The organism is Bacillus sp. 22190 (genome assembly GCF_052045575.1).
Classification (GTDB): Bacteria; Bacillota; Bacilli; order Bacillales; family Bacillaceae; genus Bacillus; species Bacillus altitudinis.
The window spans coordinates 50,626-67,215 of record NZ_JBQEPF010000016.1 but is presented as its reverse complement, the minus strand read 5'-3'; the positions used below and the strand labels follow the sequence as shown (position 1 = coordinate 67,215).

General features: G+C 43.0%; 15 protein-coding genes. 5 read left to right on the top strand and 10 right to left on the bottom strand.

Annotated elements, in window-relative coordinates:
• Positions 1-138 precede the first annotated feature (138 nt).
• The 5 genes from ACTJKA_RS17175 to ACTJKA_RS17155 all read right to left on the bottom strand — a co-directional run bounded on the left by ACTJKA_RS17175 (position 139) and on the right by ACTJKA_RS17155 (position 5,517).
• Positions 139-984, bottom strand: a complete 846-nt coding sequence (locus ACTJKA_RS17175) for a GAF domain-containing protein (protein WP_007498153.1) — start codon at positions 982-984, stop codon at positions 139-141.
• 152 nt (positions 985-1,136) lie between these two features.
• On the bottom strand, positions 1,137-2,513 hold the full coding sequence (locus ACTJKA_RS17170; RefSeq protein WP_008347247.1) for an aspartate kinase: 1,377 nt from the start codon (positions 2,511-2,513) through the stop codon (positions 1,137-1,139).
• Positions 2,514-2,687: 174 nt separating this feature from the next.
• Positions 2,688-4,121, bottom strand: a complete 1,434-nt coding sequence (locus ACTJKA_RS17165) for an MDR family MFS transporter (protein ID WP_008347244.1) — start codon at positions 4,119-4,121, stop codon at positions 2,688-2,690.
• 16 nt (positions 4,122-4,137) lie between these two features.
• On the bottom strand, positions 4,138-5,004 hold the full coding sequence (locus tag ACTJKA_RS17160) for a TetR/AcrR family transcriptional regulator (protein WP_224559208.1): 867 nt from the start codon (positions 5,002-5,004) through the stop codon (positions 4,138-4,140).
• A gap of 138 nt (positions 5,005-5,142) precedes the next feature.
• Positions 5,143-5,517, bottom strand: coding sequence for a hypothetical protein (locus ACTJKA_RS17155; protein WP_019743157.1), 375 nt, complete (start codon positions 5,515-5,517; stop codon positions 5,143-5,145).
• Positions 5,518-5,640: 123 nt separating this feature from the next.
• Here ACTJKA_RS17155 and ACTJKA_RS17150 point away from each other — a divergent pair, with 123 nt between their 5' ends.
• Complete coding sequence (locus tag ACTJKA_RS17150) at positions 5,641-5,952, top strand: ArsR/SmtB family transcription factor (protein WP_035390457.1); 312 nt, start codon at positions 5,641-5,643, stop codon at positions 5,950-5,952.
• Between the two features lie 81 nt (positions 5,953-6,033).
• On the opposite strand, the gene ACTJKA_RS17145 is transcribed toward ACTJKA_RS17150, so the two are convergent.
• Entirely contained in the window at positions 6,034-6,585 is a 552-nt protein-coding gene (locus ACTJKA_RS17145; protein ID WP_213406424.1) for a DUF4865 family protein, read from the bottom strand.
• A 99-nt stretch (positions 6,586-6,684) separates the two neighbouring features.
• Here ACTJKA_RS17145 and ACTJKA_RS17140 point away from each other — a divergent pair, with 99 nt between their 5' ends.
• On the top strand, positions 6,685-7,416 hold the full coding sequence (locus ACTJKA_RS17140) for a LysR family transcriptional regulator (RefSeq protein WP_440607863.1): 732 nt from the start codon (positions 6,685-6,687) through the stop codon (positions 7,414-7,416).
• Between the two features lie 66 nt (positions 7,417-7,482).
• On the opposite strand, the gene gabR is transcribed toward ACTJKA_RS17140, so the two are convergent.
• Positions 7,483-8,907: a MocR-like transcriptional regulator GabR gene (gabR, locus tag ACTJKA_RS17135; protein ID WP_025206750.1), complete on the bottom strand. Its 1,425-nt coding sequence runs from the start codon at positions 8,905-8,907 to the stop codon at positions 7,483-7,485.
• 108 nt (positions 8,908-9,015) lie between these two features.
• Here gabR and gabT point away from each other — a divergent pair, with 108 nt between their 5' ends.
• Genes gabT through ACTJKA_RS17120 form a run of 3 tightly spaced genes read left to right on the top strand, consistent with a single transcriptional unit; the run spans position 9,016 to position 13,111 of the window.
• Positions 9,016-10,332, top strand: a complete 1,317-nt coding sequence (gene gabT / locus ACTJKA_RS17130) for a 4-aminobutyrate--2-oxoglutarate transaminase (RefSeq protein WP_073414904.1) — start codon at positions 9,016-9,018, stop codon at positions 10,330-10,332.
• Positions 10,333-10,353: 21 nt separating this feature from the next.
• Positions 10,354-11,742, top strand: a complete 1,389-nt coding sequence (locus ACTJKA_RS17125; RefSeq protein ID WP_007498135.1) for an APC family permease — start codon at positions 10,354-10,356, stop codon at positions 11,740-11,742.
• Positions 11,717-13,111, top strand: coding sequence for an NAD-dependent succinate-semialdehyde dehydrogenase (locus ACTJKA_RS17120; RefSeq protein ID WP_007498133.1), 1,395 nt, complete (start codon positions 11,717-11,719; stop codon positions 13,109-13,111). Before ACTJKA_RS17125 ends, ACTJKA_RS17120 begins: the two co-directional genes overlap by 26 nt.
• A gap of 248 nt (positions 13,112-13,359) precedes the next feature.
• Here the strand turns inward: ACTJKA_RS17120 and ACTJKA_RS17115 are convergent, their stop codons facing one another.
• From ACTJKA_RS17115 to ACTJKA_RS17105, 3 genes are all read right to left on the bottom strand, one after another.
• Entirely contained in the window at positions 13,360-13,956 is a 597-nt protein-coding gene (locus ACTJKA_RS17115; protein WP_007498130.1) for an NAD(P)H-dependent oxidoreductase, read from the bottom strand.
• A gap of 130 nt (positions 13,957-14,086) precedes the next feature.
• Entirely contained in the window at positions 14,087-14,701 is a 615-nt protein-coding gene (locus ACTJKA_RS17110; RefSeq protein ID WP_039166206.1) for a YcnI family copper-binding membrane protein, read from the bottom strand.
• A gap of 16 nt (positions 14,702-14,717) precedes the next feature.
• The gene (locus tag ACTJKA_RS17105; RefSeq protein WP_440607862.1) at positions 14,718-16,352 is read right to left on the bottom strand and encodes a copper resistance CopC/CopD family protein; all 1,635 of its coding nucleotides are present in this window, start codon (positions 16,350-16,352) and stop codon (positions 14,718-14,720) included.
• Positions 16,353-16,590: the final 238 nt, after the last annotated feature.

Below are 16,590 nucleotides of genomic sequence, written 5' to 3'. Positions count from 1 at the left end.
GGGAGGTCTTTTTCATGTTTTTCCTTCAATCTCATCTATCATAATGATGGTGAAAATAAAAAAGATTGTAGAAAAACATGAGTTTCTCTACAATCTGAAGGGCTAAACTCGGTTTAGCCCTTTTTGGTGTATCATCACTTATTCTGTTTTGGAGAACGTTAGGCCGATATGAGCAAGTGCCTGCGGTAAATCCTTACGAATGGTGATGTCTTTAAATGAAATATTCGATTGAATCGCATTTAGCGCAAGGTCTTGCTTTATTCCTGTTAAAACAGCTGAAATGCCTAAAAGTCTTAACGTTTGCGCATAGCTGACCAAGTATTGAATGCTTTGTTCATTGAGTCGTTTTGTCCCTGAAACATCAATGACCAAATGAGAGAGCGACAGCCTGTAGCTTTCCTGCAAAATGGTTTCTAAAATATGCTGCGCACGTGTCTCTTCGATATCACCAAGAAGAGGGAGCACGGCGACACCGTCAACAACAGGTACGATCGGTACAGATAATTGCTGAATCTGCCGATTGGCCTGGTCGAGTTCTAAGACGTAACTCAACAAAGATGCCATCGTTTCAAACATATGAACATGCTCTTCTGTAAATTGCTGCGGCCTTAGATCAAGTCCACAAATGGTTCCATAGTTCGTACCATCAGTAAAATCGATGGGAACCCCAATAAATGAGCCACCTTGCAGCTGTTTCGTGACGTCTAAGTTTTTTGAACGCTCGTCCAAGCGGATATCAGGGATCAACAGCGTATCGCGATGATCGACCGCCAGCTTGCAAAATGTCTTCTCGTAAGGATTTTCTTCCCCTTCTTCAAGAAGCTGCTCGTCATGATTTAGCACCTTCACAATCTGATTGGTGTTTTGATCATTTTTAGCAATAAACAGTGTATTCACATGAATGAATTGACTCATCATGTTTAAAATACTTGTAGAAGCATCATGAAAATTGCGAAACTGTTTTAATAGTTGTTGACGAGGCATGGATTAGGACTCCTTGTAGCTCCGATCAATGGCCGGAACAATAGTTGATTTGTCTCTATCATACAAAATCAAACGAGAAATAGATATACTTTAATGCGCAAATCGTGCGAGATCAAAAAGACTGCCGATCCGGAGATCTGACAGTCTGCTGATTAAATGGAGACAGGCACCGTGGACATAGAGAAAAATTCCTCATATAAGGCTTGAACGGCTTCTTTTTCTTGAGCCGCTTTGACGCCAAACATCATGCTCACCTCTGAAGAGCCTTGGTTGATCATTTCAATATTCACTTTGGCTTTTGACAGCGCTTTTGCCGCTCTTGCTGTTGTACCAACATTATGACGCATCGCTTCTCCTACGACCATAATAAGCGAGAGGTTCCGCTCTAGAACCACTTCATCTGCATCAAGTACAAGCTTTAATCGGTCTAAAAGCTCTTGTTCAATCTGCTGCTCCTCCAGCTGATCCTGCCTTAAAATAATGGTCATATCATCAATGCCAGAAGGCACGTGTTCATACGTAAGTCCATATTCCTCTAACGTTTGCAACACCTTACGTCCAAAGCCCACTTCTCGGTTCATCAAATACTTGGAGATATAAATACTGCAAAATCCATTGTCTGATGCGATTCCCACAACAGGGCCATTCGTATGATCCCGTTGATTTACAATTTTCGTACCTTTGGCCGTTGGATTATTGGTGTTCTTAATCTGAACAGGAATGCCTGCCCGAAAGGCTGGAATAAGTGCCTCATCATGAAATACAGAAAAACCCGCATAGGACAATTCACGCATTTCACGATATGTCAGCTCTGTGATTTCCTTTGGTTCATGAACGATCGTTGGATTGACGGCGTAGACTGCATCCACATCCGTAAAGTTTTCATACACATCTGCCTTCAGTCCATTTGCCAAAATGGAACCGGTAATGTCTGATCCACTGCGGGAAAAAGTGACGATATCACCCGCTAGACTAAAACCGAAAAAGCCAGGGAACACAATGATGCCAGAGCGTTCTCTTAATTTGTACAAATGATCATACGATTCTGGAAGGACTTGCGCTTGACCAGGCTCGTCGCTGACAAATAGACCGGCTTCTTTTGGATTCACATAGTGCGCTTCGACGCCTTGATGCTGAAAGTAGGCTGCAATCAGCTTTGCGTTATTATCTTCACCGCTTGCTTTAATCGCATCAAGATAACGCTCAGGATGAGAAGAATCAGCCTGTAATAACGTGTTTACATCTTGCCGGATGGTGTCAATAATGTCATGACCTAACCCCAGCTCATCCGCAATCGATGCATATCGCTCGATGACAGCTTCTTGTAAATCGTGTGCTTCACCTAAACGTAAATATTGTTCACCGCAGCTAATTAATAGATCGGTGACCTTCGTATCCGTTGAATGCCGTTTTCCTGGTGCGGAAACAACGACTGCTTTTCGAGCTGGATCTGCTGTGACAATGTCAAATACCTTTTGCAGCTGCTTGCCAGAAGCAAGAGAACTGCCACCAAATTTAACGACCTTCAATGCATACATCTCCTATAGTAAAAATTTTCTCACAAATTGAATAGTTTCTATTATCAACTCTTTTCTTCAAATTATCAAGGTTTTTCTTCTCTGAATGAACAAATGTATTCTTGGGGAGGACGTTATGTGTGAATAGATGAAAAAAGAGCCGGCGATATGCCGAGCTCTTTGTCTTTATGAAGAAGAGGACGAAGAAGATAGCTCCTGCTTCATCACTTTGTTTTTACGTTTTTCTTTTAAGAAGAACGAGAGAACGAGTCCAATGACCGCAATAGCACCAGACACGATAAATGACGTATTCATACCATGAACGGCTGACTTCATTGGATCGGATAATGCTGCATTGGCAGCAGAGCTGCTCATAATGGAGACAAGCACAGCCGTCCCGATAGAGCCGCCCATTTGTCTCATCGTATTATTCATTGCTGTCCCGTGCGGAATCAAATGCGGTGGTAACGAGTTAATACCGGCTGTTGTCAGCGGCATCATGATCATCCCAACCCCGATTAAGCGAAGTGTGTATGCCACTGTAATGAGGGCAATCGATGAATCAAGGCTCAGCATCATAAATGGCAGGGAAGTGACAGCTAATATCGTAAACCCGCCTAGAGCCAGCCCTTTACCGCCTACTTTGTCAAAAATTCGTCCGATAATCGGTGATAGGAATCCCATAAAGAGAGCCCCTGGCAATAAGATCAGCCCTGTATCAAGGGCAGATAACCCTCTGACATTCTGCGTATAGAGCGGCAGAATCGTCTCTGTTCCAATCAGTAAGGCAAAGACGAGCATACCGAGGAAGGTCGTTAAGCTAAAGATCGCAAACTTAAAGACGCCAAACTCAAGCATCGGTCTTTTCAAATTCGACTGACGCAGGATAAAGAAGAACAAGCTCACAGCGCCGACAATGAGTGAAATCAGAACGGTCGCACTCGTCCAACCATACGTTCCGACACTTGAAAATCCGTACAGCAGTCCACCAAATCCGAAGGAAGACAGGATCACCGATAAGACATCGATACGAGTGTCTCTTTGCTGTGTGACATTTTTCATTAAGAAGAAAGCAAGAATGAGATCAATGATACCGATTGGTAGAACAATATAGAATAAGAACTTCCAGCTAAAGGAATCGACAATCCAGCCGCCAAGTGTTGGTCCAAGCGCCGGTGCGAATGAAATCACTAGTCCGACCATACCCATGGCTTGCCCGCGTTTTTCTTTTGGGAAAATGGTTAAAAAGATCGTTTGCATGAGCGGCATTAAAATCCCTGCGCCAGCTGCCTGCACGATACGTGCTGCAAGTAGCACCGGGAAATTCGTGGCGAACGAAGCAAGAATGGTACCTGCTGTAAAAATGCTAAGAGCCGTTAAGACTAAAGAACGGCTTGAAAATTTCTCAATTAAAAAGGCCGTAATTGGGATGAGAATCCCGTTTGTCAGCATAAAGGCTGTGGTCAGCCATTGACCTTTACTGACATCAATATTGAACTCTTCCATGATATGCGGGATCGCTGGAATGAGAAGCGTTTGGTTTAAGATCGCAACGAACGCCCCAACGAGGAAAATCCCAACAATCACAGACCGGTTATACGATGTTGTTGATTGGTTCATATTATCCCTTCTTTATCTATAAAATAATGCTTTTCAGCTGTGACACGTTTTGTGATAAAACGCTGTGTTTGCCTAAATAATCAAGCAATGAGCTAATTAAAAAGGTTCTCGGTTGGTCCTTTGACAGTTCTTGACTCAGCAGTTCAAACGCAGAGAGGAGATCGTCCTTTTCTTCTCCGTTTGATAGTGTGTGAAGCTCTTGTTTCATCTTTGTTAAGTACGAGATGACAAGCTTTTCTTCATCATATTCTTCCTGTGTGGAAAGCAAATAAGAGTCCATCAGCTGATCTGTTAGCACAGGCTCAATGGAGCAAGGCTTTATTGATACACGGTCCATCACACCGATGATCATTTCGGCGGCATTTTCTAATTGGATGTTCTTGTGCTCAATCGCCAACATCAAGATGAATTCTCTCATTAATCCGTTGAGGACAATCACAAGATCCCACACATAAGGCGCAACAGATTCACCATATGTGCTTAAAATGATGTCTCTGTGCCGCTGCATGATAATGGAGCGTGTCTCACGTAAATGCTTAATGACGATGGGCGAATGCTGTGAAAAAGCTTCAAAGGACAGCATATTCAAAAATTTATGATTCTCTTTAAACTCTTCAAGCTCAAGCTTAATCTTTTTTGTGAATTTTTCCTTTTTAGACAGCGTCGTTTCGGAATGAATGATCTGAGAAATCTCTCTCATTTTGCGCTGATTGTATTTAATCAGTTCCAATAGAAGAGCTTCCTTTGAATCAAACAGTTTATAAATAGACGCTTTTGATATTTTACAGGCATCAGCAATTGACTGCATGGAGACACTCATATAGCCTTTTTGAGAAAATAATTTCTTCGATACCCGCAAAATCTCTTCTTGCTTTTCGTTCATCTTCATAAGTCCTTTCCGAATCGGCAAAACCATATGGTCACAATGGAAACCGAGTGGTCACTTTTGCTATGATAACAAAACCAATGGCACATGACAAGAAAATGAACTTAAAAAAATACCTGCCCCAATGACAGGTATTTATCCTTCCGCATGTGCGGCATATATGTGGATTTGTCCGTTACGTTCGATGATCAAAAGGTCTTTCCGCTCCTTGACAGAGTAAATAGGTGTTCCTTTTTTCAACCGAGAAGCTGTTCCATGTTCAAAATGTTTGGCAGCTGTTTTCTGAATGACACCTACTTGCTGGTGTTTTGTTACATTTAATGATTTTGTCCAATCTATGTTTGTTTCATAGATCGTTTCTTCCCATTGAAATAAATCTGCCTGTGGATCGAGAGTTAATAACTCTTCTGCACTAGGTGGTTTTGACTCAAATTGCTGAACAGATTGGCAGGCGCATAAGCTCGTTGCCAATAAGAGCATGAATAAGCAAGTCCATATTGTCCGTGTCAAATAAGGTTCTTCCCCTCAAAATAGTGTCTATGAGTCATAGTCGTTTCCATAGGTTGTCGCGTTACAATGTCATAGGCGAGTAACGAGATTGTATGTTAGAACAAAATACGATACATTTATCGTATGAATAATCCAAATCATCCAACCCAAGAAAACATGAGACTCATTTCTGTGCTGCAAGCATTGGCTGACCCTGTTCGGCTGGAGATTGTCCGCTGCTTAGCGGAAGCGGGTGAGAGAACATGCGGTACGTATCATATGAACATTGCCAAGTCCACGCTGTCGCATCACTTTAAAGTACTAAGAGAAGCAGGCATCGTGAAAGTGAGAATTGACGGGAAGCACCGTTACTACTCTCTCAGAAAGGATGACATTGATTCCGCTTTTCCAGGCCTCTTGTCATCCGTATTAGCTGTAGACAAGGAGCGGTGGTAAGAGAATCTTGCATCAACAAATGACAAATCCCCAAGGCATTTTAACCTTGGGGATTTGTCATGCGTCTCGTGTAAAACGGAATTAGGCCATTGAATGATCCATAGACAGATGGACAATGTCATAAATGTGAATCTGCTGCTCTATATTCTCTGGTAATGAGTCCAGAAAAGAATATTTGACGCATTTCCATTTATCGGGGTTATATACGATGACTTCACCCTTATTGTCGTAAAAATGAGAAAAGAGATGGGCGATATCTAGGTTTTCCAGGCAATCAGTAGGATGAATCGTCACATACTCTTCAAGAACGAATGTGCTACGATGAAAATCATCTGTTAAATGAACGGAATATGTGATGCCAATATTAATTTGTTTCCAGCCAAAAGAACGTAAAATATGATCAAATGACCCCTTAAACACAAAATCCGTCATGCCCTCCGATTGTTTCCAAATATACAATGGGCAATAGCCATTGTTTAAACTTCTATTTTTGTCTTTTTCAGTGATCAAATAAGCTTTAAATAATAAATCCTGATATCCATCTGTTTTCCATCCATTGTTTCGTACTCTTTTTCTAATGATATTCATATCATAATCCGCAGGCAGATCCACATGATATTGCATGGCATGCATAGAAACACTCCCTTTCAATAGCCATCATAATCGACTTCAAACCAGTTGAATAATACATATTTGTGTTATTGTTATCACAAAAAGTGATAGGTGATCATGATGAATATAAATGATTTGATTATTTTTATAGAGGTGTATCAAAAAGAATCGATTAATCAAGCGGCTAAAGCTTTAGGGTATGCGCAATCCAATATTTCTCAAAGAATCAAAGCGCTTGAAACTTTATATGATGCAACATTTTTTATCCGGCATCATCATGGAATCAGTTCAACAGGACAGGGGGATTTATTTTATCAATACGCTCAAAAAATCGTAAAAGAAACGAAGGACATTCAACAAAAATTGACTTCACAGAAAAAGACCGTTTTATGCTCTGAACTTCTATTTAACGTTTTATACGAGCAGCATGTTTTAGAGGATATTCAAGCCACTGATTTTATCATTGCTTCATCAAGTACGATCAACAAAAAGTTAACAGAGGATGTGTATGATCAAATTATTTCTTTTCATCAAATGGAAAAAGCGGAATATCAATTAAAAGAGGTAAAGAGCTTGGCATTGAACGTGTATGGAAAATCTAAAGAAATATACGATGATGATATTTCATTGGTCGTGAATCGTGATCAGCTTTGCCCATTAAGACATGAGGCCACGCGTATGCTGGGTGATCGAACCCTATTTGAGTTAGATTCGTTTGAAGGAATGATCAAAATCGTTGAACAGGGAGATGGTATTGCGTTACTGCCAACAAACTTAAAAAGCCTTCAAACACTCGTGAAATTGCTAGAAAAAAATATTCACATCAACTATTACGTTTATGAAAGAATGTGATCGTAACACTCCTCTATGGGGATAGTCCCGTCAAAGGAGTGCCACGATTCATCTACATGAGCTGTTTTATTTCCCATAAATCGAGTCATACAGGCGTTTCACCGCTGGCTTAATATCCTCTGGCCGCATATGAGAGAAACCGAGGACAAGCGGGACAAAGCCTTCTTTGTGACCAGGCACATGCTCATCAAGGGTAAAACGGTCCATCCCGTACATTTTCAGCTTTCGGTCTTTGGCACGCTGTAAAATCTCATGCTGCGTCCGATCTGAGCGGAATTCTGCGATAAAATGCAGCCCTGCATTTTCCCCGATAATCCGTACGTTGTCACAAAAGACAGTGTCGAGCTCTCCAATGAGCTGTTTTCGTTTTTCCTCGTATAGCCCATTCATTCTTTTAATATGCCGCTGATAGGCGCCATCTTTTATAAAATAAAGAAGGGTGTATTGTGTAAAAAGGTTGGCCGTTTGGATGAAAAAGTGCTGTTCTTCCTTATAGCGTCTTAATAAATGCTGCGGTAGCACCATGTAACTGATCCTTAAGCCGGGCAGCAATGATTTCGAAAAGGTCCCCATATAAATGACTTTGTCATAGCGGTCAAGGCTTTGCAGCGCCGGTATGCTGTCTGTGCCGTACTTAAATTCACTGTCATAATCGTCCTCAATGATATAGCGGTCTGGCTGATCAGCTGCCCAGTTTAACAGTTGTATCCGCCGGGAAATTGGCATGATCACACCTGTTGGGAACTGATGAGAAGGCGTAATGATCAAGACATTCGGCTTTTTTTTGTGAATGTCGCTCATCCGCACCCCTTTTTGATCAATGCCAATCGTTTCAATGCGGTGATGATTGTTTTTCAGCATTTGATACAGTCTGCGGTAGCCGGGGTTTTCTAATCCGTATATTTGATCAGCTGGAAGAATGCTTGATAGCGAATGAATGAGCGACTGTGTACCCGCACTTAAAATAAGCTGCTCAGGGTAGCATTTGACCCCTCGTGCAAGTCCAATCAGCCGGGCAATCGTTTCCCGCAGCTCATAGACGCCTTGTGGGTGCGGCAGCTCACCAAAGGCTTCTTGGTGGAGGTGAATCGCTTTTTGCTCACTTTTCAGCCAGCTTTTAAAAGGAAAATTGGCTGTATCAACAGAAATATGTGAAAAGGAATACCAGTCATTTCGCTCAATCGAATTCTCTTTTAAATCCGCTGGAAGGGAAGAGGGTTTCAGTTGACCTGATTCATGAAATGTTTCAAGTGATTCCACAAAAAAACCTTTCCGTTCAACTGAATATAAATATCCTTCGGCAAGCAGCTGCTGATAGGCGCCATTTACTGAATTGACGCTGACATTTAAGGTATCTGCTAACTCTCGTTTAGACGGTAATTGATCGTGCGGTTGCAGGTTGCGGTTTAAAATTTCCTCTTTAATTTTTGTATAAATTTGATGATAAATAAATCCGTTTTCCCCTGTTTGATCTAGTTGAATTGTCAGCATCTCGTCATTCCATCCTCTCTGGTACCATGAAAAAAATGATATTGGTACTTTCTATCATACCAAAAAATATTCAGAATAATAAAAAAGACATAAAGGGGATGGATGACAATGAGTCAAACGACAACAAACCGTTTTTCAACAGAGGAATGGCAGGGGAAAAGAGATCAATACGTCGCAAGAGGCGTAAGTAATGGCAACCGTCATCTTGCAGCGAAAGGGAAGGGAGCCGAGCTTTTCGATATTGATGGCAATCGTTTTATCGATTTTGCAGGCGCCATCGGTACATTAAATGTAGGACACTCCCATCCAAAGGTTGTGGAAGCAGTCAAAGCACAGGCAGACAGCCTGATTCACCCAGGATTTAATGTCATGATGTACGAATCCTATATCGAATTGGCAGAAAAGTTATGCCACCTCACACCAGGCGACCACGACAAAAAAGCCATTTTCTTAAATTCAGGTGCCGAAGCAGTTGAAAACGCAGTGAAAATTGCCCGTAAATATACGAAAAGACAAGCGGTTGTTTCTTTTACACGAGGGTTCCACGGAAGAACGAATATGACGATGAGCATGACAAGTAAGGTCAAGCCTTATAAATTTGGATTCGGACCATTTGCATCAGAGGTGTATCAAGCGCCGTATCCTTATTACTATCAAAAACCTGAAGGATTAAGCGATGCAGCTTACGACGAATACATCATCGATCAGTTCAATCAATTCTTTGTCGCAACCGTTGCACCAGAAACAGTCGCTTGTGTGGTGATGGAGCCAGTCCAAGGGGAGGGCGGATTCATTGTACCATCGAAGCGTTTTGTCCAGCATGTCGCTTCATTCTGTCAGCAGCATGGGATCGTATTCGTGGCAGATGAGATCCAAACAGGATTCGCAAGAACAGGGAAATACTTTGCGATTGAACACTTCGATGTGGTGCCAGACTTAATCACTGTGTCAAAATCACTTGCAGCTGGCCTGCCGCTGAGCGGTGTCGTTGGCAGAAAAGAATTACTTGATGCAGCGGACCCAGGGGAGCTAGGGGGGACGTATGCTGGCAGTCCATTAGGCTGTGTGGCGGCTTTGGCTGTACTTGATATTATTGAAACAGAACAACTGAATGAACGATCTGAACACATTGGACAAGTCATTGAGGACAAAGCGAATGAGTGGAGAAGTAAGTATTCATTCATCGGGGAAGTCCGGCGATTAGGGGCAATGGCGGCCATTGAAATTGTGGAAGATCAAAAAACGCGTACACCAGATAAGAAGACAGCCGCAGCGATTGCAGCCTATGCAAACAAGCACGGACTACTCTTATTAACGGCAGGGATCAATGGGAATATTATTCGCTTTTTAACACCAATTGTCATCACAGATGAGCTGCTGCAAGAAGGACTAGGGATCATCGAAGACGCCTTCACAGCACGCTAAACAACAAAGGGGGATGGTTGTATGCAAAAACAACAAATGGCTAAAACCATGTCGCAGTCAGACGTACTGTTTTTATCCATTGGTGCAATGCTTGGCTGGGGCTGGGTTGTACTTTCGGGAGATTGGATTTTAACAGCTGGATTTTTAGGAAGTGTGATTGCCTTTGTCATAGGGGGCATTCTCGTCATCTTTATTGGACTAACGTATGCAGAGCTTTCCTCTGCGATTCCAGAAACAGGCGGAGGACTCGTCTTTGTCCAGCGGGCATTTGGGATCAAATCAGCGTTTGTCTCCGCATGGGGCGTATTGTTCGGTTATGTGTCCGTGATTACGTTTGAAGCGGTCGCACTTCCGACAGTCATTGACTATGTCATTCCAACACAGCATGTTGGTTTCCTATGGAATATAGGAGGATGGGATGTTTACTTTACATGGGTATTGATTGGATCTGGCGGTGCACTGTTTTTAACAGCTCTGAACTACATTGGCGCAAAGCCTGCTGCCATTTTTCAATCGGTGTTCACAGTGGCCATTATCCTGACAGGTTTTCTTCTATTAGGCGGAGCTACATTTAATGGAGATTTTGCAAACCTTGAGCCGATGTTTCAAGGCGGGGTTGGCGGTCTGATGGCTGTGTTAGTGATGATTCCCTTTTTATTCGTTGGGTTTGATGTCATCCCGCAGGTAGCGGCGGAGATTAACGCACCGAAGAAGATCATCGGGAGAATTTTGATTATTTCCATTGTGAGTGCGGTTGTATTTTATCTGCTCATAGTCTTTGGAGTAGCGGCAGGGTTGTCAAAAGGTCAACTTGAGGCTTCATCACTGGCAACAGCAGATGCCATGGTACAGCTTCTTGGTCATCAGGCGTTTGGGACTGTGCTTGTCATTGGTGGTGTAGCAGGCATTGTGACGAGCTGGAATGCTTTTATCATTGGTGCAAGCCGTATCCTCTACGCAATGGCGGAAAGAGGCATGATTTCCAAATGGTTTGCGTATATTCATCCGAAGTATAAAACACCGACAAATGCCATTTTGTTCTTAGGTGCATTGGCCTTTTTTGCACCATTACTTGGCCGTCCTGCCCTCGTGTGGATTGTTAATGCAGGCGGTGTGGGTATCATCGTTGGGTATTTGATTGTGTCCATTGCCTTTATGAAACTTCGCAAGACAGAACCTGAGCTTGAGCGTCCATACCGCATTAAATATTGGCGGACGACCGGCGTTTTTGCCATTGGACTCAGTCTCCTTTTTCTGTCATTTTATTTTCCAGGGATGCCGGCTTCCTTATCATGGCCAGCTGAATGGATTTTGCTTTTAGGTTGGGCACTCATTGGGTATATACTATATGTAATGAATCCAAGAACGAAGGAGAAGGTAGAGCATGACAAACGAACTCAAAGTGTATAATCCTGCAACCGGAGAAGAAATTGCCTCAGTTGCTCAGCATACAAAAGAACAGATTGAAGATGCGATCACTCGCTCACACAAAGCATTCAAAACATGGGCAAAAACGTCAGCCCATGAACGTGCAAATATCATTCGCAAATGGTTTGATCTCATGATCGAGCATAAAGAAAGGCTTGCAAAAATCATCACAGAAGAAAACGGGAAGCCGTATCAAGAAGCATTAGGGGAAATCGTCTATGCCGCTGGATATATTGAATGGTACGCAGAGGAAGCAAAGCGGATTTACGGCAGAACGATCCCGTCTCATACGACAAACAAACGCCTATTTGTCACAAAACAGCCAGTTGGTCCTGTTGCGGCGATTACACCGTGGAATTTCCCTGCGGCGATGATTACAAGGAAGGCGGCACCAGCGCTTGCAGCGGGCTGTACGTTTATCGTGAAACCTGCTGAAGACACGCCGCTTACGGCCATTGAGCTTGTCAAATTAGGCCATGAAGCCGGAATTCCAGAGGATGCCTTGCAATGGGTGATTGGAGATGGAAAAGAAGTGGGGGAAATCTTCACAGATAGTCCATTGATCCGCAAGATCACGTTTACTGGCTCAACACCAGTTGGAAAACATCTCATCAAAAACAGTGCGAGCACGGTTAAACACGTTTCTATGGAACTTGGCGGTCATGCCCCGCTGATCGTAGATAAGGACGCCAACCTTGAATTGGCTGTGAAACAAGCAGTGGCATCTAAATTCCGTAATGCAGGTCAGACGTGTGTTTGTGCCAATCGCTTAATCGTCCATGAAGAAATTCATGAAGCATTTGCGCAAAGCTTCAGCAAAGAAGTGGAAAAGCTGAAAGTAGGAAATGGGTTTGAGGAAGGCACGTCCATCGGACCGATTATCAATAAACGAGGCTTCGATAAAATTGTCGACCAAATTCAAGATGCCGTGGATAAAGGGGCGAAAGTTCTTGTCGGCGGCGATACACATTTTGACGATGAGAAGTCGTATTATTTTGTTCAGCCGACGGTGCTAACTCATGTCGACCCTTCAATGAACATTATGCATGAAGAGACGTTTGGTCCAGTTGCACCCATTACGACATTTAGCACATTAGATGAAGCCATTGAATTAGCGAACGATACACCTTTTGGACTTGCGGCTTATTTCTTTACAGAGAATTACCGCAATGGTCTCTATATATCTGAGAATCTAGATTACGGGATTATTGGCTGGAATGACGGGGGACCATCCGCTGTGCAGGCACCTTTCGGCGGTATGAAAGAGAGCGGTATTGGCCGTGAAGGCGGCATCGAAGGCATCGAGCCTTATTTAGAAACAAAATATGTGTCAATTGGTTTAGACGAATAACATGTGAAAAAGACTGTCCGAGAAACCTCGGCAGTCTCAGCGTGTAGGCAAACCCTCGCATTCTTTGTCAGTCCTGCGTGCTGGTGCTCACGAATGTCAAATTCGCTCCGCGCCAGTACTCGTCCTTCCTAGACTGCAAAGGTTTTCTATCACGCTGAAAAGGAAGACAAAGGGCTAAAATCAAGTTCATTTTAGCCCTTTGTCAACAATCTGTGACTGTCCGAGAAGACTCGGCAGTCTTTTTTATGTTAAACAGCCGGTGGGAAAAGTTGATCCACCGTTTCTTTTGTTTCTTTGAGAATCTCGTGGATGTCGTCTGCAGATGCTTGTTCCATGCTGCTGAATAAGAGCCGTTCGACTGGCTGAACGCCGATCAGATCGAAGGCGGCTGTATCTGTCGTCATGTGATGGCTGGGGGTGATGATCATATTTGAATCAAGAAAGGTCCTCGGTGCATCATGCGTATTAATAATGACCCCTTTTTTGTCTCGAAGCAGATTTTTCACCACTCCGTTTTCATTGATCTCATACGCAAACCCCTCTGAAAAAACGCGCTCCACATAACCCTTTAGCATCGCCGGCAAGCCTGTCCACCATATTGGAAAGATAAACGTGAGGACATCAGCTTGTTGAATCAGCTTCTGCTCTCTTTGAACCGGTACCGGCACATGTCCGTTTCTCATGGCAACCTTTTCTGCTGTTGTCAGCTCTGGCGGAAAGCCAATGCTATACACATCACGAACCGTCACATCATGACCATTGTTCAAAAGAGTGCTTACAACAAGATCTAATAGGGTTTGATTTAAGCTTTGCTGGGGATGAGCAAATATGATTAGATGGTTCATCTCATAGCCTCCTAGGTGGTCATGTGTCTCATTATGGCATGCACGAGTATCCTATTCAATCCTATATTGGAAATGATAGGTTGGGAAAATAAAAAGCGACCGCTTGAAAAAACGATCGCTCATGTAAGGTTTATTTCTTTCTAAAAGCAAGTCCAAGTGCAATCAATGCCACAACTAAGGCTGCAATGGACAGACCAAGAACAAGTGGTGAAGAAGAAGCAGAGGCTGTTTCAGATGCCTTTTCTTCTTTTGGTTTTTCTTGCCCATGTGAATCCGTTACGGTATTAGACGCAACAATATTTGTGATTGAATGAGGCTTATCAGCGTCCTTGTCGCCAGTCCATTCAACTACTGTTCCATCCTTATAATATTGATACGCATCCCATGCCGCTTCGCCGGCTTTTTCAGGGTTTTTTGCGACAAACACGAATTGCTGGAACTGCCCAGCAAGGACACCATCGCCAGTTGCTTCCCAAGTGACTCTTGTGACTTTTCCGTTTTTCTCTTCAGTTGTTGTTTTCCAGCCAGGCACGGGCTCGTATTGCTGGAATTCTACGCCTTTAGGCATCGTGATGACAACCTTTGTTGTCGGACTGTCGCTTTCAGAAGGTACTTTTAACGTATAGGTTTCCCAAGCATTCGTTGCAGATGTATCAGGTTTGACTGTCACGTGTGCACTTACAGGAATCGCCAGTAAAAATGAAGCGAGAAGCATTGGTAATAAAGCTTTAACGTATTTTTTCATATGATATGAACTCCTTTTAGTTTCTTCTAATGAATGTCGTATCGATGTTGTCAAAAGAACCAGTTAATGCATGAATCTCAATTTTCCAAGTGCCTTTTTCATTTAGTAAGAGGTTTTCAGCCGAGAAGTGTCCATTCTTTAATCGTTTCAGCTGAAATTCGTTTGGTGTTTCATCACCGAACAAGGAGACTTTGTGGATCTTAACTGTCACTGATTGAATGTCTGTGATCGTTTGTCCATCCTTCTTCGTAAATGCCACCTCGAACGTGTTTTTACCTGGAGCATTCGGGGTAATGCTCAAAGACACAAGGTCACGATGCTCCACCTGATTGGCTCCAAAGAATGGCTCTGGTGCAGGCGGCGGAGGGCTTGGGATATTGGTGAATACGGCTGTTAATAGTAAAATAGCGATCCCAATGATCCACTCTGCTCGTAAAGATACGTTTCGTTTCTGCTTCTTTTCCCATCTCAGCATCAAATAATGGACGAGCCCAAGAAGACCCATGATGATAAATAAACCAAGTTTGATTAAGAAGGTGCGTCCATAAGCTGATTGGAAAAGGGCATCAAATGATTGCAGAATAAAAATCGCATTCACAAACCCAGAAAACACAATCAGTCCAACTGAGAGCAGTGCCCACGGATGAAAAGCTGTCAGGGTGCTGCGTATGAGCGGCTGATCTTCATTTGGCAGTTTCTTCATCAAAAGAAGGACAATGGCTGTTAAACCGCCGACCCAAATAGATGCAGAAACGAGATGAATGAAGTCAAGTGACGTTGTCAGTATTTTATTATCTGTAGCGGCTGGATGACCGATTTGTGCTTTCAGCCAAAGGAGCACAGTGAAAATGAGCAGCGGGAACAGCCATACCCGGAAGGAAGTGAAGTTTCCTTTTTTCATCGCCACAATCGTCCAGATCGTCAGTAGAACAAATGACGCCATTAGCATCATCCACAGACTCCCGCCCGAAGTCGACGCAATGGTTTCTTGTAAAAGCGATGGTTGAAATGCTCCTAAAAAGGAAACGTCTGCCGCTGATTTAGTTTGAATCGGCAGCTGGAACAAGAGTGCTCCGCCCATCATGATCAGTGAAACAGTTAAGAGTCGCTTCATTCGCCGAGCTAAAACGTCGGTTATGACCGCTTTAAACCATAGAAGCCCAAATAAAATGGTTCCAAGAAATAAGCTAAATGACGTATACAGAAAGGCTTTGTCAATGGTTGGAGCCATGTCGATGGATTCACTTGATTGTCCTTGATCTAATTGATCAAATCCTCCATCCGCTTTTCCGATACTAAACGGAATCATGCCAGACACAGAGTGCCCATCGGCTGATACCGCATTCCACTGAATGGTGTAAATGCCTTTAGGTAAATTCTTTTTTAAAGCTGCTTCCATGATCTTTTGCTCTTTGATGACCGTATCTCCTCGATCTACACGATCCCCTTTTGCATTGAACACCTTAATGGCATGAAATCCACTTTCGATTCCTTCACTAAAGGTGATCGAGACTGCAGGAGGCTGCTGATCCAGCTCTTCATTTGCTACTGGATTTGAGCTCACCACATATGCATGAGCAAATGCTTCTTTTGGAATGAAAAATGAGAACATGAAGAGAAGCAGCAGAAGCCACTTACGATATTTCAACAATGTGAATAACCGCCTTTCTACCTATGAAAATGTCTCATGTATCAGAAAGAAAGCGGCAGTAAACTGTGAGTCACAGAAAAAACCGCTCTTTCTATTGTACCGCCCACTCTAAAAGGTAAACGAAACAAATAGCAAGATGGTTCACTTTTTCTGTGTCATGTCTTGTCTGCGCAGACGTTTCTTGAATGTTTGATCAATATAAGCCTATTCGATTTAAGTAGAGGAAACAAGAAGTGAC

What these genes read in the sequence shown, in the direction of transcription:
- ACTJKA_RS17175 (WP_007498153.1), bottom strand. Translation starts at nt 984, where the DNA reads ATGCCTCGTCAACAACTATTAAAACAGTTTCGCAATTTTCATGATGCT.
- ACTJKA_RS17165 (WP_008347244.1), bottom strand. Translation starts at nt 4,121, where the DNA reads ATGAACCAATCAACAACATCGTATAACCGGTCTGTGATTGTTGGGATT.
- ACTJKA_RS17160 (WP_224559208.1), bottom strand. Translation starts at nt 5,004, where the DNA reads ATGAACGAAAAGCAAGAAGAGATTTTGCGGGTATCGAAGAAATTATTT.
- ACTJKA_RS17150 (WP_035390457.1), top strand. Translation starts at nt 5,641, where the DNA reads ATGAATAATCCAAATCATCCAACCCAAGAAAACATGAGACTCATTTCT.
- ACTJKA_RS17145 (WP_213406424.1), bottom strand. Translation starts at nt 6,585, where the DNA reads ATGCATGCCATGCAATATCATGTGGATCTGCCTGCGGATTATGATATG.
- ACTJKA_RS17140 (WP_440607863.1), top strand. Translation starts at nt 6,685, where the DNA reads ATGAATATAAATGATTTGATTATTTTTATAGAGGTGTATCAAAAAGAA.
- gabR (WP_025206750.1), bottom strand. Translation starts at nt 8,907, where the DNA reads ATGCTGACAATTCAACTAGATCAAACAGGGGAAAACGGATTTATTTAT.
- gabT (WP_073414904.1), top strand. Translation starts at nt 9,016, where the DNA reads ATGAGTCAAACGACAACAAACCGTTTTTCAACAGAGGAATGGCAGGGG.
- ACTJKA_RS17125 (WP_007498135.1), top strand. Translation starts at nt 10,354, where the DNA reads ATGCAAAAACAACAAATGGCTAAAACCATGTCGCAGTCAGACGTACTG.
- ACTJKA_RS17120 (WP_007498133.1), top strand. Translation starts at nt 11,717, where the DNA reads ATGACAAACGAACTCAAAGTGTATAATCCTGCAACCGGAGAAGAAATT.
- ACTJKA_RS17115 (WP_007498130.1), bottom strand. Translation starts at nt 13,956, where the DNA reads ATGAACCATCTAATCATATTTGCTCATCCCCAGCAAAGCTTAAATCAA.
- ACTJKA_RS17110 (WP_039166206.1), bottom strand. Translation starts at nt 14,701, where the DNA reads ATGAAAAAATACGTTAAAGCTTTATTACCAATGCTTCTCGCTTCATTT.